The sequence below is a fragment of the Thermodesulfobacteriota bacterium genome (assembly GCA_040755095.1).
Classification (GTDB): Bacteria; Desulfobacterota; Desulfobulbia; order Desulfobulbales; family JBFMBH01; genus JBFMBH01.
In genome coordinates, this window is record JBFMBH010000026.1 from 16,098 (window position 1) to 37,793 (window position 21,696).

The following is a 21,696-nucleotide window of genomic DNA, read 5'->3' on the forward strand; positions in this document are numbered from 1 at the left end:
GTAACGGGTTGAAACTCGTCCGCAATACCGGCAGTGACCGGGTCGCCGACATCATCCGACCGCAACTGCAGCAGGGCCGTCGCATCGATGCGGTCACCCCGGCCCTGTCCATCTTCGCCTGCGGCGAGCTCTTCGCGGGACTCCGCCGCGCTCCGACGTGTCGACTGGTATTGCCGGCGGACCTGGACGGCCACACCCTGCTCGGCTCAAGCGCTGATCGTCCCATTCGCAATCGAATGCAGTCCCGATGGCTCGCGGCGCGACTCCATACCTGGATAAGCAACTGCGCTGAGGTCTGTGTCGCCCGGAGTGGGGTTCCACAGGGAGCCCTGGTCATCCGCGAGCAGTCCAACAAGCCCGTGCAAGCTCTCCTGGGGGCCATCGCCCTCACCACAGACGGCCTCGGGCTCGCGCCGGGCAACCCCCTGGGCATCATTCAGGCCTCCGAGACACCCGAGGAAGCCGGGATGCTGGCCCAGTGGTTCGATGCGCAGTGGGCGGGCCTGCCGGACACGCCGGCCGCCAAGGAGGGACTGCTCGGGCTGCTTGCGAGCATCGCGCGCCACCGTGCTCCCTACCTGATATATACCCTCGTCCTCCATCACCTTTTCTCCACGCAGGGCGACGCACTCGACGAGGAGCAGATCGTCAAGTCGGCCACGGGCATCCGCAACACCGTGGTGTGGAAAAAACTCTACAAGTTCCAACGCGACGGGGTCGTTGGCGCCATCGACAAGCTCAACCGCTTCGGCGGCTGCATCATCGCCGACAGCGTGGGCCTTGGGAAGACCTTCGAGGCGTTGGCGATCATCAAGTACCACGAACTGCGCAACGACCGGGTGCTGGTTCTCTGCCCCAAGCGGCTGCGCGACAACTGGACGCTTTACAAGGCCAACGATCGCCGCAATATTCTGGCCTCCGACCGCTTCAACTACGACGTCCTGAGCCATACCGATCTCTCTCGCGACGGCGGCCTCTCGGGCGATATCGACCTCGCGCACGTGAACTGGGGGAACTACGACCTGGTCGTGATCGATGAGTCGCACAACTTCCGCAACAAACGGACGCCCCAGAAGGGCGGCGAGACGCGCTACGACCGCCTCATGCGCAAGATCATCCGCGAGGGCGTGAAGACCCGGGTACTCATGCTCAGCGCCACGCCCGTGAACAACCGGATGGCGGACCTGCGTAACCAGATCGTGTTCGCCACGGAGGGCGATGACACCGCATTGCTGGAGCACGGCATCGGCAGCATCGACAGCACGACCCGCCTGGCACAGAAGCAGTTCAACCGCTGGCTCGATCTCGATGACGCGGAGCGCTCACCCAGCCGCCTGATCGAGATGCTGGGGTTCGACTACTTCACGTTGCTCGACCTGCTGACCATCGCCCGCTCGCGGAAGCACATCGAGAAGTACTACGGGCTCGCCGAGACCGGGCGCTTCCCGGATCGCCTGAAGCCGATCAACATCAAGGCCGACGTGGATCTTCAGGGCGCTTTTCCCGCCATCCGGGCGATCAACCTCGAGATCCGCCGCCTGAACCTCGCCGCCTACGCGCCCCTCCGCTACGTGCTGCCCCACAAGCAGGAGGCCTACGACCAGAAGTACAGCACCGAGGTGAAGGGTGGCACCGGCTTCTTCCGCCAGGTGGACCGCGAGGAGAGCCTGATCCACCTCCTTCGCGTGAACGTCCTCAAGCGCATGGAGAGCTCGGTCGTTTCGTTCGCGTTGACCGTCGAGCGGCAGCTCCGGGATGTGGAGGCAACCCTTGCCCGCATCGAGGCGCAGGCGGGGGAGCTGGAAGAGACCGACATCGAGGACATCGACATCGAAGACCCTGCCTTCGAGAGCCTCCTCGTCGGCCGCAAGGTCAAGGTGCTCCTTCAGGACGTGGACCTCGTGCGCTGGCGGCAGGACCTCCTGGAAGACCGCAACCGCCTGGCGACGCTGGCGGCCGCGGTCCGCGCGATCAGCGCCGGGCGCGATGCCAAGCTGGCGGCGCTTAGGCGAGTGATCACGGACAAGTGCCGAAACCCGATCAACGGGGTCAACCGCAAGGTGATCGTGTTCACCGCTTTCGCGGATACCGCCCGTTACCTTTACGGCCAGCTCGCCCCCTGGGCGAAGGCGAGCCTCGGGTTGGAGAGCGCCCTCGTCACGGGCACCGGCGGCAACCAGACGACCCTGCCGCAGCTGCGCCGGGACCTTGCCTCGATCCTCACCGCCTTCGCGCCCCTTTCAAAAGAGCGGCCGGAGGACCTCGCCGCCGACGGCGACCTCGATCTGCTCATCGCCACCGACTGCATCTCGGAGGGCCAGAACCTCCAGGACTGCGACTGGCTCGTCAACTACGACATCCACTGGAACCCGGTGCGCATCATCCAGCGCTTCGGGCGCATCGACCGCATCGGCTCGCCGAACGAGCGTATCCAACTCGTCAATTTCTGGCCCAACATGGAGCTTGAGGAGTACATCAACCTGGAACAGCGCGTCAGCGGCCGCATGGTGCTCCTCGACATCTCGGCCACCGGCGAGGAGAACCTGATCGAACAGCAGTCCGGCAACCAGATGAACGACCTCGAGTACCGCCGCAAGCAGCTTCTGAAGCTCCAGGACGCGGTGATCGATCTCGAGGATCTTTCCTCCGGCGTCTCCATCGCTGATCTCACCCTCACCGACTTCCGCATCGACCTCGCCGAGTTCCGCAAGGCGCACCCCGGCATGCTGGAGGCCTCACCGCTCGGCACCTTTGCGGTCACGACGAGCAGTGATGCCGAGGTCCCGCCCGGCATCGTCTTTTGCCTGCGGGCGGAAGGCGAGGCGGCGGCGCGCCTCCCGGAAGGCGGCTATCCCCTCGCCCCGCACTACCTGGTCCACGTGGGCGATGACGGCACGGTGCTCTTGCCCTACTCGCAGGCCAAGCAGATCCTCGACCGCCTGAAGCGGCTCTGTCTCGGCCGCGATCTGCCCGACGCCGGCGCCGGCGCCCGCTTCGACAAGACGACCAGGGACGGCGAGGATATGCGCCACGCCCAAAGGCTCCTTGCCGCCGCGGTGGCCGCGGTGGTCGGCAAGAGCGAGGAGCGCGCGGTGGCGAGCCTGTTTGCGCCCGGCGGTACTTTCGCCCTGGCCGGGGAGTTCGCCGGCATCGACGACTTCGAGGTGGTGGCCTACCTCGTGATCCTGCCAGAGGCCTTCGGATGACCGGCGACGAGGTCATTGCCGCGCTTGATCTTCCCGCGACCGCGCGGGTGGACCGCCGGGTGCCGAAGACGCTGCTCCTGGAGCACGGCGCGCCCACCGCTGCCGACAAGCGCCGCATCAACGATGGGATCGAGCAGATCCAGTGGGTGGCGGCCTTGAAGCCCACCACCATCGGCGTGGCCGCGTACCGGGACGAGGGCCGCGAGTACCTGGAGATCGCGGTGCTTCGGCTGGCGTTCCGGGCCGCGGCCAAGGCGCCCCGGCTCATCGAGCTGCTGCACCGGGCGGTGCCGTACCCGGTGCTCGCCGTAACCGAGCTGGGTGACCGCCTGAACCTGTCGCTCGCGCACAAGCGTTGGTCCCAGGGCCAGGCCGGGAAAACCGTGCTCGACGGCGACCTCGTCTCTGCGGGCGTCCCGCGCGACGGAGAGCCCCACGGGACCGCGTTCGCGGCAGCCCTCGCCCTCGGCCAGCAGCCCCGGGCCTCGCTCCTCGCGCTTTATCAGGGGTGGATTGACACGGTGCTGGCGCTCGAGGCCGCGCGCCGAACAGGACGATTCGAGATGCTGCCCGCACCCGAGAGCCGGACCGCTCGCCGCGAGGCGCTCCGGGATTATGCCCGCCTGGAGGCTGAGGCAGCGCGTCTGCGGGTGGTGGCGGCCAAGGAGAAGCAGATGGCGCGGCAGGTGGAGCTGAACCTGGAGCTGAAACGCGCCGAGGCTGCCAAAACGGCGGCGCTTGCGCGACTCTGAGGATTGGGATGACGATGAAGAAACTGACCGCCAACGACCCCGAGACCCGCTCGCCCGATCTTGTCGCCGACAACATCGAGCGGCTGAAGGCGCTCTTCCCGGAGCTGGTCACCGAAGGCCCGGACGGCGTCGCCGTGAACGTGGACGTGCTCAAGGCGCTGGTGGGTGATGCGACTGTCACCGACGCGGACGAGAAGTACGGCCTCAACTGGCACGGTAAGCGCCGCGCCCGCCAGCTTGCGCTCACCCCCTCCACCGGCACGCTGCGGCCCTGTCCTGAAGAGAGCGTGGACTGGGACACCACGCAGAACCTGATGATCGAGGGCGACAACCTGGAGGTGCTGAAGCTCCTGCAGAAGAGCTACGCGGGCAAGGTGAAGCTCATCTACATCGACCCGCCGTACAACACGGGCAAGGATTTTGTGTACCCCGACAATTTCCAGGACAGCATCAAGAACTACCTGGAGCTGACGGGGCAGGTGGAGGGCGGGAGGAAGATCAGCAGCAACACCGAGGCGAGTGGGCGGTTTCATACGGATTGGCTGAACATGATGTACCCGCGGCTGCGGCTGGCCAGAAATTTTCTTCGAGATGATGGACTGATACTCATCAGTATCGATGATGCAGAGATCGATAATCTCCGAAAGCTATGCGCCGAAATTTTCGGTGAAGAGAACTTCCTTGCAAATTTCGTACGCCGAAGGCGCATGGCAACCGGAATGCGCGATACCCCGATCTCCCCAGATCATGAGTATGTTGTTGGCTATGCGAAACACCTCGACTCCGTACATCTCTTTGGTTTCGCTCGTCAAGAGACCGATTTCCCGTTTGAGGATCGCCTCGGCCGCTTCCGAAGCACTGATTTGACCGTGGGAATGACGAAAGAGATGCGTCCGAACCAGTTTTACGCCATCAGAAACCCTCGTACAAGATCGGAATATTGGCCCCCGAACGAGAGGGTATGGAGATTTGAGCCTTTGACGATGCAAAGGCAAATTGATGACGACAACATCATCTGGCCTGATGACAATCCGAACGGTCGGATGTCACGCCCGCGCTTCAAGACGCGATTCGAGGAAGGAAACAACGCCAAGACAAATCCTGTCTCAACGTGGATGGAACAGAGGGGAAGTGTCGCCGATGACGACTCATCGTGCGTGGTTTCATTGACGGCTGGGCTCAATCAGGAAGGTACAAAGGAGCTGCGCGAACTCCTGGGCCAGCAACTGCTGGAATATCCGAAGCCCGTGTCTCTGATCAGAGGGTTGGCAGCCGTTGCCTCTAGGGGCGATGACATCATATTGGACTTCTTCGCTGGCAGCGCGACCATGGGAGATGCGGTGTGGGATCTGAATAGACGTAATGGTGGCCGCCGGCGGTTTGTTTTGGTTCAGCTGCAGGAGCCGACGGGGCGCACCGATTTCCCATCGATCGCTGACCTTGCAAAGGAGCGCCTCCGCCGCGCCGCCAAGAAGATCAAAGCCGAGAATCCGACGTTCGCTGGCGACCTCGGCTTTCGCGTCTTCAAGCTCGACTCCAGCAACATCCGCGCCTGGGACCCCGACCGCGACGACCTCACCAAGACACTCTTCGACGCCGTGGAGCACCTGAAGCCCGGTCGCACCGAGATGGACGTGCTCTACGAGCTGTTGCTCAAGCTCGGCCTTGACCTGTGCGTGCCGATGGAGAAGCGCACAGTCGCCGGCAAGGACGTGCATGCGGTGGGCGGTGGCGTGCTCATGGCCTGCCTCGCCACACGGATCGAGCGGGGCGAGGTGGAGGCGTTGGCGCAGGGCATCGTGGACTGGCACCGGGCGCTGGCGCCGGCCGGGGACACCACCTGCGTCTTCCGGGACAGCGCCTTCGCCGACGACGTGGCCAAGACCAACCTGGCGGCGATCCTGGAGCAGCACGGCATCGCCAACGTGCGGAGCTTGTGAGGGGGGTAGAACATGGCCGCGACCAACTTCAACACGGAAAACCGTACCTATCGGCAGCTCCTCGGCAACGGCCTGACCTACTTGATTCCGCGCTTCCAGCGCGACTATTCCTGGGGCGAGGAAGAATGGGAGGACCTGTGGGCGGACATCCTCGGCACCTTGCCCGCCGACGGCGAGCCGGCCCATTACATGGGCTATCTGGTCCTGCGAACCACGGACAACCGCGTTTTCGAGGTCATCGACGGCCAGCAGCGCCTGACGACCATCAGCCTCATCGCGTTGGCTACCATGCGCCTGCTCAAGAGGTCCGCGGCCGAAGGCGGGCACGCCGCGGCCAATCAAAAGCGGCTCGACCAGTTGCGGGCCAGCTACATCGGCTACCTCGACCCGGTAACCCTTACGGCGCGGAACAAGCTCTCGCTGAACCGCAACAACGATCCCTACTACCGCGATTACCTGGTGCCCCTGGCCGATCATCTGCCGCAGCGCGGTTTTCCCGCCTCGACCCATGCCATGCGCAAGGCCTTCGAATGGCTCGAGCGGCGCCTGCGCGAGCACGTCAAGGGCCAGATCGACCCCGGCGTGGCGCTCGCCCAGTTCGTCGAGACCATGAGCGACAAGCTCTTCTTCACGGTCATCACCGTGGCGGACGAGCTCAACGCCTACAAGGTGTTCGAAACCCTGAACGCGCGCGGGGTGCGTCTGTCGGCCACCGATCTCCTGAAGAACTACCTGTTCTCGGTACTGGCGCGGGATCAGGAGACTCAACACCAGATGGACGAGCTGGAGCGGCGCTGGGAGGCCATGGTGGGGCGCCTGGGCAGCGAAAGCTTCCCCGACTTTCTGCGCATGCACTGGAACAGCCGGCAGAGCTTTGCTCGACAGTCGGAACTGTTCAAGACCATCCGTCATCGTATCCAGAACCGTGAAGCCGTGTTCGCGCTGCTCCGCGACATGGATGAAGACATCGACACCTACCTGGCGCTCACCCAGCCGGAGGGTGCGCAATGGCCCCCGACCTGGAGGCAAAGCGCTCAGGAGCTGCGTATGTTCTCGGTGCGCCAACCCTTCCCGATGTTGATGGCAGCCAGGCGCCGGCTCGCCGACAGCGATTTCGAAGGCCTGCTGCGCGCCACGGTCGTGATCGCCTTTCGCTACAACGTCGTCGGCGCCCAGCATACCGGGGAGCAGGAGCGCGTGTATCACAGCGTGGCCGCGCAGCTGCACCGCGGCGAGGCGGCGACCCTGGCCCAGGTGTTGGAGGGTTTGCGCCCGATCTATCGGGGTGACGATGCCTTCCGCGCCGACTTCGCCGAGAAGAGCGTCAAGACCACGCAAAGCCGCAACGCCAAGATCGTGCGCTACGTCCTCGGCAAGCTGGAAAGGCAGGCCGGCGGCATTGACTTCGACCCGGACTCGCCCGCATACACCATCGAGCATGTCCTTCCCCAATCGCCCGAGGTCGGCTGGGATACGTTCCACGACCGCGACTTGGGTGTCTTCGTCTTTCGGCTGGCGAACATGGTGATGCTCGAGACCGGCAAGAACCGCGACCTGGGCAACCGGCCCTATGCCGAAAAGCGGCCGGTGCTGCAAACGAGCGCCGTCCTTCTCACGCGCACGCTGGCGGAAGAGAACGCCGAGTGGACGCCCGAACGGCTCGACGCCCGGCAGCGGCAGCTCGCCAACCTCGCCACGGCCGTTTGGCGTGTCGCCCAGCTTTCGTGAAGGAATGCCGTGAAGCGCCGCCCGTCGAGCTCCGGCCCGACTGGTACTCCTGACGAGGAGGTGTCAGCCATGATCGAGTATCGTACCGGCGACATCCTGAAGGACGATGCAGTGGCCCTGGTCAACACCGTCAACTGCGTCGGCGTGATGGGAAGAGGGGTGGCCCTGCAGTTCAAAAAGGCCTTCCCCGAGAACTTCAAGGCGTACGCCGCAGCCTGTCGGCGCGGCGAGGTGCAGCCGGGGCGGATGTTCGTGTACGAGACCGGGCGCCTTACGCCGCCCCGCTATGTCGTCAATTTCCCCACCAAGCGCCACTGGCGCGGCAAGAGCCGGATCGAGGACATCGACGCCGGTCTCGCTGCCCTGGCCGCCGTGATCCGCGATCGGCGCATCGCGTCCGTGGCCCTGCCGCCCCTGGGGAGCGGCCTGGGCGGGCTTGCCTGGCAGGATGTCAAGCCACGCGTCGAGGCGGCCCTGGCGGGGCTCGCGGACGTGCGCGTGGTGGTCTACGAGCCGCGGGAAGGGCTGACGCCGGGTGTGGTGGTCCGGAACCGGGAGGTGCCGGTCATGACCGCCGGCCACGCGGCCCTGGTGGAACTGGTGGCCCGCTACCTCGACGGGCTGCTCGACCCGTTTGTCACCCTGCTCGAGATGCACAAGCTCATGTATTTCCTGCAGGAGGCGGGAGAGCCGCTGCGGCTGCGCTTCAAGCCCGCCCTTTACGGCCCGTACGCCGAGAACCTGCGCCACGTGCTCCACGCCATCGAGGGTCACCTGACCGCCGGCTATGCCGACGGCGGAGACGCCCCGGCCAAGCCGATCTTCCTGGTGCCCGGGGCTGCGGCGGACGCCGCGGCGTTTCTTGCGGGTCTCCCGGGCACCCGAGAACGGACCGCGCGGGTGGCGGAACTGGTGCAAGGGTTCGAATCCCCCTTCGGGCTGGAGCTCTTGTCCAGCGTCCATTGGGTGATGACCCGTGAGACGGCGAAGCCGCTCGGCGAGGTGGTGGAACGGACCTACGCCTGGGGCGAGCGCAAGCGGCAGTTCACGCCCCGGCAGATTGGCATTGCCGCCGCGGTGCTGGCCCGCAAGGGCTGGGTGGCCGGCCCGGCCTTGGACGCACCCGCATGAAGCTCCTTTTCGAGCCCAACCTCGACTACCAGCTCCAAGCCATCGAGGCGGTCTGCGACCTCTTCCGGGGCCAGGAGGTCTGCCGGACGGAGTTCACCGTTACCAGGTCAGCGCTTGGGGGTGCGGTTCTGCCTGGCATGGAAAGCAACCTGGGTCTTGGCAATCGCCTGACCCTCCTGGACGACGAGCTCCTGGGGAACCTGAACAGCGTCCAGATCCGCAACGGTCTGGCCCCGTCGGCGACGCTTGCCTCCGGCGACTTCACCGTGGAGATGGAGACCGGTACCGGCAAGACCTACGTTTACCTGCGCACCATCTTCGAGCTCAACCGGCGCTTCGGCTTCACCAAATTCGTGATCGTGGTGCCGTCCATCGCCATCAAGGAAGGCGTCTACAAGGCCCTCCAGATCACCGAAGACCACTTCAAGGGCCTCTATGCCGGCGTGCCCTGCGAGTACTTCCTCTACGACTCGGCCAAGCTCGGCCAGGTGCGCAACTTCGCCACCAGCGCCCAGGTCCAGATCATGGTGGTGACGGTCGGCGCCATCAACAAGAAGGACGTCAACAACCTCTACAAGGACAGCGAGAAGACCGGCGGCGAGAGGCCCATCGACCTCATTCGGGCCAGCCGGCCGATCGTTATCGTGGACGAGCCGCAGAGTGTGGACGGCGGCCTCCAGGGGCGGGGCAAGGAGGCGCTCGACGCCATGAATCCGCTCTGCACCCTGCGCTACTCAGCCACCCACGCGGACAAGCACCACATGGTCTATCGGCTTGATGCGGTGGACGCCTACGAACGGCGGCTGGTGAAGCAGATCGAGGTGGCGGCGGCCACGGTGGAGGACGCCCACAACCGGCCCTATGTGCGCTTTCTGAAGCCGGTCCTGCGCGGGAAGATGGTGTTCGGCGCCGAGGTTGAGATCGATGTCCAGACAGCCACAGGGGTACGCCGGCAAACAAAGACCGTGCAACCCCTCGACAACCTGGAACAGACCACAGGACGCGCGGTCTACCGGGATGTGCTGATCGGGCAGGAGATCCGGGCCAGGAAAGGCGACGCGCTCATGGAGCTGCGCTTCCCCGGCGGCGAGCAGTTCCTGCGCCTCGGGCAGGCCTGGGGCGATGTGGGTGCGCTGGCCGTGCAGCGCGAGATGATCCGGCGCACGATCAGGGAGCACCTGGACAAGGAGAAGCGGCTGCGGCCCCAGGGCATCAAGGTGCTCACGCTCTTCTTCATCGACGAGGTGGCCCGCTACCGCCAGTACGACGCCGACGGCAACCCGGTACAGGGCGAGTACGCCCGGATCTTCGAGGAGGAGTACCGGCGGCTGGCCAACCACCCCGACTACCGGACGCTCTTTGCCGAGGTGGACCTCTCCCGCGCCGCCACGGAGGTCCACGACGGCTATTTCTCTGTGGACAAGCGGTCGAAGCGGGTGGTGGACACCGAGGAGGGGAACCAGGCCGGCCGCGACGCCGCCGAGCAGGCGTACAACCTGATCATGAAGGACAAGGAGAAGCTGCTCTCGTTCGAGACGCCGCTCAAGTTCATCTTCTCCCATTCGGCGCTCCGGGAAGGCTGGGACAACCCCAACGTCTTCCAGGTTTGTACCCTCCGCGACATCCGCACCGAGCGCGAGCGGCGCCAGACCATCGGCCGGGGGCTCCGGCTGTGCGTCAACCAGGACGGCCAGCGGCTGCGGGGGTTCGAGGTGAACACCCTCACCGTGGTGGCGACGGAGAGCTACGAGGAGTTTGCCGCCAATCTGCAGAAGGAGATCGAGGAGGAGACCGGCGTCCACTTCGGCATCGTCGAGCCGCACCAGTTTGCCGCTGTCACGGTGACGGCCGAGGACGGCAGCACCATGCCGCTGGGCGTCGAGCCCTCGAAGGCGCTCTGGGAGCACCTGCGGGAGCAGGGGTATATCGACTCCCGGGGGAAGGTCCAGGATGCATTGCGCACCGCCCTCAAGGCGGACGCGGTGAAGATCCCGGCGGCCTTCGCGCTTCAGGCCGGCCAGATCACCCCGATCCTGCGCAAACTCGCCGGCCGCCTCGAGATCAAGAACGCCGACGAGCGGCGCCAGGTACGCCCGCGCCAGGCCATCCTCCACAGCCCGGATTTCAAGGCGCTCTGGGACCGCATCAAGCACAAGACCACGTACCGGGTGGAGTTCGACAACGAGAGGCTCGTAGAGAGCTGCATCAAGGCTCTGCGCGACGCGCCCCCGATCCCGAAGACCCGCCTGCAGTGGCGCAAGGCCGAGATCGCCATCGGCAAGGCGGGCGTGGAGGCCAGCGAGCGCCAGGGGGCACAGGCCATCGTCCTCGACGACGCCGGCATCGAACTGCCGGACCTCCTGACCCAACTCCAGGATCAAACCCAGCTCACCCGCCGCACCATTTGTCGCGTGGTGACCGCGAGCGGGCGGCTCGACGACTTCAAGCGCAATCCCCAGGCATTCATCGAGCTGGCCGCCGAGGCCATCAACCGCCGCAAGCGCCTGGCCGTCGTGGATGGCATCAAGTACCAGCGCCTCGGCGACGAGCACTACTACGCCCAGGAGCTCTTCGAGCAGGAGGAGCTGACCGGCTATCTCAGAAACATGCTCGCCGAGACCAGGAAGTCCGTTTACGAGCAGGTGGTCTACGACTCGGCCACCGAAGCGGCATTCGCCGACGGCCTGGAGAAGAACGAGGCGATCAAGGTCTACGCCAAGCTGCCGGGCTGGTTCACCGTGCCCACACCTCTGGGTCCTTATAACCCGGACTGGGCGGTACTCGTGGAGAAAAACGGCGCGGAACGGCTCTACCTGGTCGTGGAGACGAAGAGCGGCCTGTTCACTGACGACTTGCGGGAGAAGGAAAGCGCGAAGATCGAGTGCGGCAAGGCGCATTTCAAGGCGCTGGGGGGGCGGGAATCGTCGGCGCGGTATGTCGTCGTCCGGTCCGTCGACGAGATCCTTGCGTAGAGACGCGAGTCCGGAGGTGGACAGTCAGACCTGTGGCGAGGCACCTGACCGCTTGCGGCAGATGGTCCGCTGCGCGGCGCCGCAACACCGGGTCATTCTTGCACAAAGCCAAACGGATCGCCGGCCAAACCGGGACTCGACCTGGGCAAAGGCCGTCCAGGTGCTTCATGGCGCCACCTGCGCCGGATCATCGGGGAGGAGATCGATCTGGCCATGTATCCCGATTGGGTGCATTCCAGGTTTGTTCTGTGAGACGGGACACACCTGCCCGGCCTGTGTGTCGGAGCCATGACATCCGTGATCGTCCCGGGCGCAGACGAACCCCGCACCGGCAAGACCGTGGAAGACCCACCACCACCGATCCCCACCCCGCGCTGACGCCGTTTGTTGCTTGCTGCTTGTTCCGTGTTTCTTCCGTGCTCTTCCGTGCTGATCCCCTCTTTCGCTGCGGATCTGTCTCGTGCTAGCATGAACGCTGCTGGGGGGCGGGGACGCGGCTTCTTCTGGCCGCGACAAGGGCAACAGGAGGCGAGGCATGAAGGTCGATCTGGGACCGGTCACGCGGCTGGAGGGGCATCTCAACATCCAGACCACGGTGACCGACAACGTCATCACCGATGCCCGCTGCATGGGCGAAATGTTCCGAGGCTTCGAGGAGATCCTCCGGGGCCGGGATCCTCTGGACGCCCAGCAGATCACGCAGCGCATCTGCGGCGTCTGTCCCTATGCCCACGCCATCGCCTCCTGCTATGCCCAGGAAGCGGCCTTCGGCATCACCCCGCCGGCCAACGGCCGTATCCTCCAGAACCTCATCCAGGGCGCCAACCACCTCTACGACTATCCCCTGCACTTTTATCAGCTGGCCGCCCTGGACTTCGTGGACGTCACCGCCATCCTCGGCTACACCGGCGCCGACCCGGAGCTGGTCAAGGTCAAGGCCTGGGTGGCGGCGGAGCTGGCGGCCAAGAAGCCGTTTCCCGCCGCCCCCTTCCTGCCCCGGCTGGAAGGGGCGTATCTGGCCGATGCCGAGGCCAACATCGGTGCCCTCAAGCATTACCTGGAGGCCCTGGCCATCGAGCAGAAGGCCAACCGGGCGTCGGCCATCTTCGGCGGCAAGTTTCCCCACGCCACGGCCATCTTCCCGGGCGGCTGCAGCCAGCCGGTGAGCATCGACCTGGTGGCCACCTACCAGGCTTTGATCCTGGAGGTGCGGGAGTTCCTGGTCCACAAGTACCTGCCGGACGTGCTGGCGGTGGCCAAGGCCTTCCCGGAGTACTGGGAGATCGGCGCCTCCAAGGGTGGCTTCCTGTCCTATGGCCTGCTGCCCTTCGGGCCGGAGGCGGGTGCCAAGCGGCTCTTTGCCCCGGGGATCCTGCTTGATGGCAAGGTGCAGACGGTGGATTTCGGCCGCATCACCGAGGATGTCCTCTACTCCCGGTACAGGAGCCCCAGCCACCTGCCGGTGCGGGACAGTGCCCTGGATCCGGAGCCGAGCAAGGCCGGGGCCTACACCTGGATCAAGGCGCCGCGCTACGACGGCCGGATGGTGGAGGTGGGGCCGGCGGCTCGGGTGCTGGTGGACTACCACCAGGGCAACAACCCGACCGTCAAGAAGCTGGTGGACAGCCTGGCCGCCGAGCTGGGCATCACGCCCAGCCATTTCAACTCCGTCCTGGGCCGCCACGCCAGCCGGGCGATCTCGGCCGTGGTCATCGCCGACTTCCTGCTGGCCGAGACCGAGCGCCTGGATCCGGGCCAGCCCACCATGGCTGATCTCGCGATCCCGGCCACCGGCGAGGGCTTTGGCGCCACCGATGCCTCCCGGGGGGCGCTCCTCCACTACATCCGCCTGGCGGATCACAAGATCGAGCAGTACGCCTGCGTGGTGCCCACCACCTGGAATGCCTCGCCCCGGGATGATCGGGGCCAGCCCGGGGCCATGGAATCGGCCCTCATCGGCACCCGGGTGGCGGATCCCCCATCCCAGATCGAGGCCGGCCGCATCGTCCGCTCCTTCGATCCCTGCCTGGCCTGCGCCATCCATTGACCAGCCCTTTCAGCCGGCCGGCGGGGTCACTGCTGCCGGCCCGGACCGCGGAGGAGCCATGCTGAACCGCCGCACCTTTCTCAAAATCGCCGCCAGCCTCAGCGCCGCTTTTGCCCTGCCGGCCCTGCCGGAGCCGGTGGCCGCAGCCTTGCAGGCCGTGGATCCCCGGGCGGTGCCCAAGCTCATCTATCTCCAGGGCCTGTCGTGCACCGGCTGCTCCATCTCCCTGCTCCAGGCCCAGTCGCCGTCGCCGCTCAGCCTCATCACCGACTACTCGCAGCTGGTGTTCCACGCCGACCTTTCCGCCGCCTCCGGTCATCTGGCCATGGAGGTCATCGAGCGCCATCTGAGCGGCAAGGCCGGGGACTATGTCCTGGCTCTGGAAGGGGCGATCCCGGACGGCATGCCCCTGGCTTGCACCATCGGGGAGAAGACCCTGGCCCAGCTCTTGGAGGCCGCGGCCACCACCATGAGCGCTGCGGTGGCGGTGGGGGCCTGCGCCTCCTATGGCGGCATCCCGGCGGCCGAGGGCAATCTCACCGGCGCCGTGGGCCTCCGGGAGTTCTTCCGTCGCCGGCAGATCGACAAGCTGGTCATCGATATCCCCGGCTGCTCGGTGCATCCGGACTGGGTCTGGCACTCGGTCATCCATCTGGTCAAGGTGGGGCTGCCGGCCCTGGAGGAGAACCGGCCGGCGCTTTTCTTCTCCCGCAAGGTCCACGAGACCTGCCCCCGCTACCACGATTTCCAGCAGGAGATCTTTGCCACGCGCCTGGGGGATCCGGGCTGCCTGTTCAAGCTCGGCTGCCTGGGGCCGGAGACCAAGGCTGACTGCGCCAACCGCTGGTGGAACGGCGGCCAGACCTGGTGCATCGACGCCAACGCCCCGTGCATCGGCTGCGCCTCGCCCGATTTCGCCCTCCGGCGGCAGTTTCCCTTCTACCGGCTCGGCGAGCGAGCGCTTTCCAGGAAAGGGTGAATCCCATGGCCAGCTCTTCCCTCTCCCGCTTTTCGGTGGCTACCCGCACGGTGGGGGCCATTTTTCTGGTCCTGGCCCTCTCCCTTGCCCTCTCCGCGGTGCTGGTGATCGGCTTCGCCACCGCCGAGATGGAACGGGGCTACCTGCAATCGGTGGCCAACCTCGCCCATTCCCTGGAGCAGGGCACGGCCGACTCCCTGGAGCGCGGCCAGATGAAGAACTTCAAGGAGCTGTTGGCCAGCCAGCGCCAGATTGCCGGTGTCCTCGATGTCTCTCTTTATGACCGCCAGGGCCGCTTGAACCTGTCCTCCTCCTCGGAGGACGTGGCGGACAAGCGCCTGGCGGAGGAGCTGTGGCAGGCAGTACAGGCGGAGCGCCAGCCGGTAACCCGCCAGGACGCGGGGGCGGTGCGGGTGCTCATTCCCCAGTTCGCGGACGGCGACTGCGTCCGCTGCCATCCCGGCTGGGCCATCGGCGAGATCGGCGGCGTCCTGTCCGTCACCTGCGACCTCAGCGGCCTCCGGGATTCATCCCGCCGGCTGCAGCGGGGACTCGCCGCCGGCGCGCTGGTGCTCCTCCTCGTCACCAGCGGCGTTCTCTTCCTGCTGTTGCGGCGGATCGTCATGGCGCCCCTGCACGGCATCATCACCGATCTGTCCCAGACCGCGGAAGAGGTGGACGGGACGTCCCGCCGGGTGTCCGAGGCCAGCCAGAACCTGGCGGATGCCGCCTCCCGCCAGGCCGCCTCCCTGGAGGAGACCAGCTCGTCCCTGGAGGAGCTGTCCGCCATGACCCGCCGCAATGCCGACAGTGCCGAGATGGCCAACACCCTGGTGGCCGACTCCGTCGAGGTGGTCGATGCCGCCAACCGCTCCCTGGATCAGCTGGACCATGGCATGTTTGAGATCACCAAGGCCAGCGAGGAGACCTTCAAAATCGCCAAGGCCATCGACGACATCGCCTTCCAGACCAACCTCCTGGCCTTGAACGCCGCCGTGGAGGCGGCCCGGGCTGGCGAAGCCGGCGCCGGCTTCGCGGTTGTCGCCGGCGAGGTCAAGAGTCTGGCCTCCCGCTCCGCTGACGCGGCCAAGAGCTCGGCCCAGCTCATCGAGGGCATCCTGGCCAAGATCCGGGAAGGACAGGACAGCGCCGAGGCCACCCGCAAGGCCTTTGCCGAGGTCACCGACCGCTCCGGCAAGATCGCCGGGCTCATCGGCGAGATCGCCGTCGCCTCCAAGGAGCAGGCCTCGGGCCTTGACCTCCTCAACTCCACCGTGCTGGAGCTGGACAAGCTCACCCAGCAGAGCTCGACCCACGCCGCCGACTCGGCCGCCATCGCCGGCGAGATGGAGGACCAGTCCGGCCACCTGCAGGCCTTCATCGCCGAGCTGGTGAGCCTCGTGCGGGGGAGCAGACAGACTTGAGGCGTGCGGCGGGCAGGATGCTGCCACCGACCTGATTCGTGTGGCGAAGAAGCTCGCCGGCCTGACCTGAAGGCGGCTCAGCGCAGCTTATGGAGGTCGAGCTGCGTGACCTCGCCGAAAAGGATCTTGCCCCGGCGCTGGCTGCGGGTGTAGGTCTTGCTGGCGATGACCCCGTCGCCGGACCCTTGCTGCCAGCCTTCGATGGAGTAGGACAGCCCCGTCTGGGTCAGGCCGGCCTGCTCCGGATTGTGCAGCAGGGCGAAGGCGGTGTACCAGAACAGGGCCCGCACGGGCGGCAGCGGCACCGGCGGGCAACTTAAGCGCAGATTTTCGGCCGGCGCCCCCAGAGCCAGCACCATGTCCGCCACCGAGGGCGGCGCCTCCGGGTTTTCGGCATCCTGCTCCAGGAGGAGGGAGACCACCTGCACCGGGGCGCCGGCGGTGGTGGCGGTGACCGTGCACGGGCGGGGCACCACCATATCAAATTCCGGATAGGTCAGGGTGGACTGGCCCGTGAGGAGCAGGGCGTCGGCGCCGGCCGGCCGGTGCAGAGGAATCTCCGCCTGCACCTCGCCCCAGGCAGCGAAGTTGGCCACGACATAGGCCCAGGAATCCACGGTCAGGAGGTACTCCGGCCCAATGGTCAGGAGCTCGGACTCCAGGACGTTCTTGAGCCGCTTGCTGGGCCGCTGGTAGCCGAAGTAGATGGCCAGGGTGACGTCGGCGCTCTCGCCCGGGGCCGTATAGTCGAAGGACGCCTGGCCATCGGCGTCCGTGGTCAGGCTGGTGGCGCTGACCTCGCCTCCCCCCTGCGGCCGCACCTCCAGCTGCCGATCCGGCAGCGTCTCGCCGTCGCAGTCGGTGAGCCGGATCTCCACGGTCTGGGTCTCCCCCCGCTCCATCTCCCGCTGCACGGTCACAAACTCGATCCGGGCGTCGATGGCCGTCAAGGGATTGCGATCCCGCTCCGGCAGCTCGTAGTCGCTGATGACCCGGGACAGGGCGGTCGAGCCGCCGCCGGTGGCGCCGATATGGAGGAAGGCGAAGGAGCCGGCGCTCCTGGCCTGCCCGCCCTCGGCGAACGAGCTCTGGCCTTCGGCGATGAACAGCCGCTCGCTGTTCACCAGCACCGCCCGGACCGTGTAGTTGCCGGGACCGCCCCGCACCTCGCCATAGGCCTCGTAGTCGTAGTTGCCCTGGGCTCCGCCGCCGGGGCCGATGGGCCCGGACATGGGCAGCACGGTGACACAGTCGCTCTGGGACTGGAAGGCCGCCTGGCTCAGAAAGCCATCCGTGGCCGCAGCGATGATGGCCGGATCGTGGTCAGTGGTGAAATCGTCCAGCTGGTAGACCAGAATGAGCGGCGGCGGGCAGTCCTGGCAGCCGGCCTCGGCCTGGGAGGGCGGCGGGGCCAGGAAGCTGGCGGCAAGGAGCACGACCATGAGACAGCCAAGACGGGTCAGCGACGGCATACGAGGGCTCCTCCAAGGCCTGGTGATGGCATCGAGGGCCGGAAGCAGCAGGGTGCTCTCCGGATCGGACGTGGAGGCTACTCACATTGCCACCCCACTGTCAACAGCAAATTTCACAGAAGGGCAGGCAAGGGCCAGGGACCGATCAGGAGGCGGTCATGGCATGGACAGCCCGGGCCGCCACCCCGGCGAGCACGGAGTGCCCCGGGGCCAAGGCCAGCTGCCGGGCCTGTTGCGGGGTGGCGAAGGCGGCCAGGGGAAAGCCGCAGTCCAGGGTCACCTTGAGAAAGGGGCCGGCGGGCACGAGGTGGCGCACTGTGGCAGGCAGCAGGTTGGCGTCGGCCGCCGGGGCCGACAGCGCGGCGGGCTGCCGGAGGACCACATCCTCGGGCCGGATGCCCAGCAGCACCGGCTCGCCAGATCGGGCCTCGCCCGTGGCCTGCAGGGTCAAGCCGGCGGCCGCCACCTGCAAGAAGCCGTTGACCTGGGCCAGCACCCGGGCCGGCACCAGGGTCTCCATGCCCACAAAGGCGGCCACCTCGGCATCCCGGGGTCGGGCCAGTACCTGGTCCGGGGTGTCGAGCTGCCGCAGCGCGCCGCCGATGATCACCCCCAGCCGGTCTGCCAGCCGCACCGCCTCGCTGCGGTCGTGGGTAACGAGGATCGCCGTGGTGCCACCGCCCCGCAGGACCCGGTCCAGGTCGGTCAGAAGCTCCTCCCGGGTGGGAGGATCCAGACCGCCAAAGGGCTCGTCCAGAAACAAAAGCTCCGGCTCGTAGGCCAGGGCCCGGGCCAGGCTCACCCGCTGGGCCTCGCCGCCGGACAGGGTACGGGCGGCCCGCCCGGCCAAAGGGGCGATGCCCAGGCGGTCCAGGGCCGCCACCACCCGCTCGTGCCGCTCCCGGCCACCGACGCCCCGGAGCTTGAGGCCGGTTGCCACGTTGTCGGCCACGCTGCTGTTGAGCAGGAGCGGCTCCTGGAAGACCACCGCCAGCCGGCGGCGGTAGGGGAGCAGCTCACCCCGGGCCACCGGCCGGCCGTGGAGGCAAAGCTGGCCGCCGGCCAAGGGCAGGAGGCCGGCCAGGGCCAGGAGCAGGCTGGACTTGCCGGCGCCGTTCGGGCCGATGAGGGCCAAAACCTCGCCCTTGGCCACAGCCAGCTCGCCAATCCGGAGCACGGTGGCGCCACCCCGGGCCAGCACCAGATCGTAAGCCGCCAGGAGAGGCGCCGTCACCGCCGCCGCTCCTGCTGCTGCACCCAGGTGAGAACCGCGTTGACCGCCAGCATCAGGAAGAGCAGGATGACGCTCAAGGCAATGGCGATGTCAAAGTTGCCCCGGGATGTCTCCATGACCGTGGCGGTGGTCAACACCCGGGTCTGTCCCCTGATGTTGCCGCCCACCATGATCGAGGCGCCGATCTCGGAGATGACGCCGCCGAAGCCAGCCATGGCTGCAGCCAGGAGGGGCAGGCGCGCCTCCCGCACCAGGAGCGCCACCAGCTGCAGGCGGCTGGCGCCCAGGGCCAGGATCTGCAGCCGCAGCTTCTCCGGCAGACTGCCCATGGCCGCAAGACTGATGCCTGCCACGATGGGCGTGGCGATGAGGGACTGGGCCACCACCATGGCCAGGGGGGTGTAGAGGATGCCCAAAAAGCCCAGGGGACCGCTCCGCCAGAGGAGGATTGACACAACAAGTCCCACCACCACGGGCGGCAGCCCCATGCCGGTGTTGACGATGCTGATGCAGAGCCGGCGGCCCGGGAAGCGAGCCAGGGCCAGGAAGGCGCCGGTGGCCAGACCCAGGACCAGGCTCACCAGCGTGGCAGCTCCGGAAATCTTGAGGGAGAGGAGGGCCACCGCCAGCACCTCCGGATCCCCGGCGAACAGCAGGCGGAAGGCTTGGCAGATCCCTTCCCAGATCAGATCCATGGCCTCACCGGATGACTCCGCTCAGCGGCCCAGCTCCTCGACCTTCTTGCCGGCGTCCGGGAAGAAGAGCGGGGAGCCGAAGCGGTCCACCCCGAAGGTCCTGATCATTTCCTGGGTGGCCGGCGCCACCATGAAGTCGGCAAAGGCCTTGCCGCCGGCCACGTTCACCTTGGGGAAGCGGCTGCCCTCCAGCTCGATGACGTGGTAGACATTGAGCAGCCCCTTCTCCCCTTCCACCAGGATCTCCAGGGCCAGATTCTTGCGGGCAGCCAGATAGGTCCCCCGGTCGGCCAGGGTGTAGCCACCCTTCTCGCTGGCCACCGACAGGGTCTGGCCCATGCCCAGCCCGGTCTCCTGGTACCAGGCCCCGGCCGGGGACAGGCCGGCCTCCTTCCAGAGCTTCTGCTCCTTGGCGTGGGTGCCGGACTTGTCGCCGCGGCTCATGAACAGGGCGCCCGTGGTCGCGATCTTGCTCAGGGCCAGTGCCGCGGTGGCGCTGCCTCTGATGCCGGCCGGGTCGGCCGCCGGCCCCACCAGGACGAAGTCGTTGTGCATGACCAGCCGCCGGTTGGCGCCAAAGCCGGCCTCCATGAACCTCTTCTCCGCCTCCGGCGAATGCACGAGCAGCACATCCGCCTCCCCCTTTTCGCCCATGGCCATGGCCTGGCCGGAGCCCACCGCGATGGTCTTGACGGTGATGCCGGCCTCCGCCTCGAAGATGGGGGTAAGCAGATCCAGCAGCCCGGAATCCTGGGTGCTGCTGGTGGTGGCGAGGATGATGGCCTGGGGCTCAGTGGCACCGGCCAGCGGAGGGGACAGCAGGAGCGCGGCCAGAAAGAGCGCGGCAGCAACGAAACGTCTGTTCATGAGCTTTCTCCACGGTTGGGGTTTTTCGGGTACATGATGCGGCCGGCGTCGGCCAGATCGTATCCCCAGAAGCCGGCCGCGGCGGTCCGGAAGCTGTCGGCCCGGAGCACCGCGAGAAGATCCTGGACCGGCCGCTGGAAATAGGTTTCCTGGAGCAGCACCAGATCGAAGCGCTCGTCGGTCACCGGCAGGAAATGGAGACCCAGCTGAAGGGCAACGCCACCGGTGGCGAGACCAGTGTCTGCCTCCCCGGCCAGCACCGCCAGCCCCACCTCGAGATGGGTGCAGACCTCCCGCCCGTAGCCAGCCACTGCGCTGCCTTCCACGCCCGCCTCCGCAAGGAGCAGATCCAGGAGCACCCGGGTGCCGGCGCCGCCCTGGCGGTTCACCAGGCGCACCCCCGGCCGGGCCAGGTCGCCGGCGCCCTGGATCCCCAGCGGGTTGTTGGCCGCGGCGAGCCAGCCCAGACGGCGGCGAAACAGGTTGACCACCACCGGCTGGCCGGGCAGAGGATGGCGAGCCAGCCAGGGAAAGTTGTAGTCGCCGCTTTCCGGATCCAGGAGATGGGACCAGGCCAGATCGGTATGGCCAGCACGCAAGGCCCGCAAACCGGCGGTGCTGCCGGTGGTGGCGCTGAAGATGAAGCTTTCCGGATGGGCCTGGTGGAACTGGCCCAGGAGCAGGTCGAGAAGCGGATCGTTGCTGCCGGCGGCCAGAAGGCCGGCGCCCACCTGGCGGCTCTTCTCCCGGGCCTGAGCGAGTCCTGCCCGGGCGTCTTTTTCCAGCCACTCGTCCAGAAGCCGCCGGGGAAAGACCCACTTGCCGGTCAGCCGGCTGCCCGGCAGCCGGCCGGCCTTGACCAGGGCGTAGACCTGCTTCTCGTGGATCCCCAGGTAACGGGCCACCTCTTTGGTGTTGAGAAGCTCTTCGGTCATGGCTTTCCCCTGCCGAAACATGCACGCATGAAAAAAATAACCAGAACCGACCCAGGACTCCTTTTAGTGTGGCCTGGCTGGACAAGTCAAGGGGAAAATGGGCGAACCGCAGAATGTCCAACAGGGAATTTTCAAGATACGATCCCGCCCACCCCCATGCCGTCAAGACGGCGGGCGGCACCACCTAACTTACGACGCCAACGGCAACATGCTCACCGGCAACGGCCGCACCCTGACCTGGGATGCCGTCAACCGGCTCAGCTCAGTCACCATGACCGGTCAGACCACCCGGTTCTGGTACGATCACCAGGGCC

At 66.7% G+C, this 21,696-nt stretch carries 14 protein-coding genes; 9 read left to right on the plus strand and 5 right to left on the minus strand.

Going from position 1 to position 21,696, the window contains the following annotated elements:
* The first annotated feature begins 8 nt into the window (after positions 1-8).
* The 9 genes from AB1634_06130 (at position 9) to AB1634_06170 (ending at position 16,179) form a co-directional block, all read left to right on the plus strand.
* Positions 9-3,206: a helicase-related protein gene (locus tag AB1634_06130; GenBank protein ID MEW6219099.1), complete on the plus strand. Its 3,198-nt coding sequence runs from the start codon at positions 9-11 to the stop codon at positions 3,204-3,206.
* Positions 3,203-3,958 carry a DUF4391 domain-containing protein gene (locus AB1634_06135; GenBank protein ID MEW6219100.1) on the plus strand — a complete coding sequence of 252 codons (756 nt, stop codon included), beginning with the start codon at positions 3,203-3,205 and terminating at the stop codon, positions 3,956-3,958. Before AB1634_06130 ends, AB1634_06135 begins: the two co-directional genes overlap by 4 nt.
* Before the next feature lie 14 nt (positions 3,959-3,972).
* The gene (locus AB1634_06140; protein ID MEW6219101.1) at positions 3,973-5,898 is read left to right on the plus strand and encodes a site-specific DNA-methyltransferase; all 1,926 of its coding nucleotides are present in this window, start codon (positions 3,973-3,975) and stop codon (positions 5,896-5,898) included.
* 12 nt (positions 5,899-5,910) lie between these two features.
* Entirely contained in the window at positions 5,911-7,626 is a 1,716-nt protein-coding gene (locus tag AB1634_06145; GenBank protein MEW6219102.1) for a DUF262 domain-containing HNH endonuclease family protein, read from the plus strand.
* Between the two features lie 69 nt (positions 7,627-7,695).
* Positions 7,696-8,757 carry a macro domain-containing protein gene (locus tag AB1634_06150; protein ID MEW6219103.1) on the plus strand — a complete coding sequence of 354 codons (1,062 nt, stop codon included), beginning with the start codon at positions 7,696-7,698 and terminating at the stop codon, positions 8,755-8,757.
* Positions 8,754-11,729, plus strand: coding sequence for a DEAD/DEAH box helicase family protein (locus AB1634_06155; protein MEW6219104.1), 2,976 nt, complete (start codon positions 8,754-8,756; stop codon positions 11,727-11,729). Before AB1634_06150 ends, AB1634_06155 begins: the two co-directional genes overlap by 4 nt.
* A gap of 535 nt (positions 11,730-12,264) precedes the next feature.
* Complete coding sequence (locus AB1634_06160) at positions 12,265-13,776, plus strand: nickel-dependent hydrogenase large subunit (GenBank protein MEW6219105.1); 1,512 nt, start codon at positions 12,265-12,267, stop codon at positions 13,774-13,776.
* A 58-nt stretch (positions 13,777-13,834) separates the two neighbouring features.
* Complete coding sequence (locus AB1634_06165) at positions 13,835-14,755, plus strand: hydrogenase small subunit (GenBank protein MEW6219106.1); 921 nt, start codon at positions 13,835-13,837, stop codon at positions 14,753-14,755.
* A gap of 5 nt (positions 14,756-14,760) precedes the next feature.
* Entirely contained in the window at positions 14,761-16,179 is a 1,419-nt protein-coding gene (locus AB1634_06170) for a methyl-accepting chemotaxis protein (GenBank protein ID MEW6219107.1), read from the plus strand.
* Between the two features lie 77 nt (positions 16,180-16,256).
* On the opposite strand, the gene AB1634_06175 is transcribed toward AB1634_06170, so the two are convergent.
* The 5 genes from AB1634_06175 to AB1634_06195 form a co-directional block, all read right to left on the minus strand.
* Positions 16,257-17,651 (minus strand): hypothetical protein, encoded by a 1,395-nt coding sequence (locus AB1634_06175; protein ID MEW6219108.1) that lies wholly within the window; start codon positions 17,649-17,651, stop codon positions 16,257-16,259.
* Between the two features lie 145 nt (positions 17,652-17,796).
* On the minus strand, positions 17,797-18,885 hold the full coding sequence (locus AB1634_06180; GenBank protein MEW6219109.1) for an ABC transporter ATP-binding protein: 1,089 nt from the start codon (positions 18,883-18,885) through the stop codon (positions 17,797-17,799).
* Positions 18,882-19,580, minus strand: a complete 699-nt coding sequence (locus AB1634_06185) for an ABC transporter permease (protein ID MEW6219110.1) — start codon at positions 19,578-19,580, stop codon at positions 18,882-18,884. The genes AB1634_06180 and AB1634_06185 overlap by 4 nt, the downstream gene beginning before the upstream one ends.
* A gap of 21 nt (positions 19,581-19,601) precedes the next feature.
* Positions 19,602-20,447: a substrate-binding domain-containing protein gene (locus tag AB1634_06190; GenBank protein MEW6219111.1), complete on the minus strand. Its 846-nt coding sequence runs from the start codon at positions 20,445-20,447 to the stop codon at positions 19,602-19,604.
* A complete protein-coding gene (locus AB1634_06195; protein MEW6219112.1) occupies positions 20,444-21,382 on the minus strand; it encodes a helix-turn-helix transcriptional regulator in 939 nt (312 codons plus the stop codon). The genes AB1634_06190 and AB1634_06195 overlap by 4 nt, the downstream gene beginning before the upstream one ends.
* Between the last annotated feature and the right edge of the window lie 314 nt (positions 21,383-21,696).

Excerpts from the sequence above, each read along its gene's own strand:
- AB1634_06175 (MEW6219108.1), bottom strand. The coding sequence starts at position 17,651 with ATGCCGTCGCTGACCCGTCTTGGCTGTCTCATGGTCGTGCTCCTTGCC.
- AB1634_06150 (MEW6219103.1), top strand. The coding sequence starts at position 7,696 with ATGATCGAGTATCGTACCGGCGACATCCTGAAGGACGATGCAGTGGCC.
- AB1634_06135 (MEW6219100.1), top strand. The coding sequence starts at position 3,203 with ATGACCGGCGACGAGGTCATTGCCGCGCTTGATCTTCCCGCGACCGCG.
- AB1634_06160 (MEW6219105.1), top strand. The coding sequence starts at position 12,265 with ATGAAGGTCGATCTGGGACCGGTCACGCGGCTGGAGGGGCATCTCAAC.
- AB1634_06195 (MEW6219112.1), bottom strand. The coding sequence starts at position 21,382 with ATGACCGAAGAGCTTCTCAACACCAAAGAGGTGGCCCGTTACCTGGGG.
- AB1634_06140 (MEW6219101.1), top strand. The coding sequence starts at position 3,973 with ATGAAGAAACTGACCGCCAACGACCCCGAGACCCGCTCGCCCGATCTT.
- AB1634_06185 (MEW6219110.1), bottom strand. The coding sequence starts at position 19,580 with ATGGATCTGATCTGGGAAGGGATCTGCCAAGCCTTCCGCCTGCTGTTC.
- AB1634_06145 (MEW6219102.1), top strand. The coding sequence starts at position 5,911 with ATGGCCGCGACCAACTTCAACACGGAAAACCGTACCTATCGGCAGCTC.
- AB1634_06165 (MEW6219106.1), top strand. The coding sequence starts at position 13,835 with ATGCTGAACCGCCGCACCTTTCTCAAAATCGCCGCCAGCCTCAGCGCC.
- AB1634_06170 (MEW6219107.1), top strand. The coding sequence starts at position 14,761 with ATGGCCAGCTCTTCCCTCTCCCGCTTTTCGGTGGCTACCCGCACGGTG.
- AB1634_06155 (MEW6219104.1), top strand. The coding sequence starts at position 8,754 with ATGAAGCTCCTTTTCGAGCCCAACCTCGACTACCAGCTCCAAGCCATC.
- AB1634_06190 (MEW6219111.1), bottom strand. The coding sequence starts at position 20,447 with ATGAACAGACGTTTCGTTGCTGCCGCGCTCTTTCTGGCCGCGCTCCTG.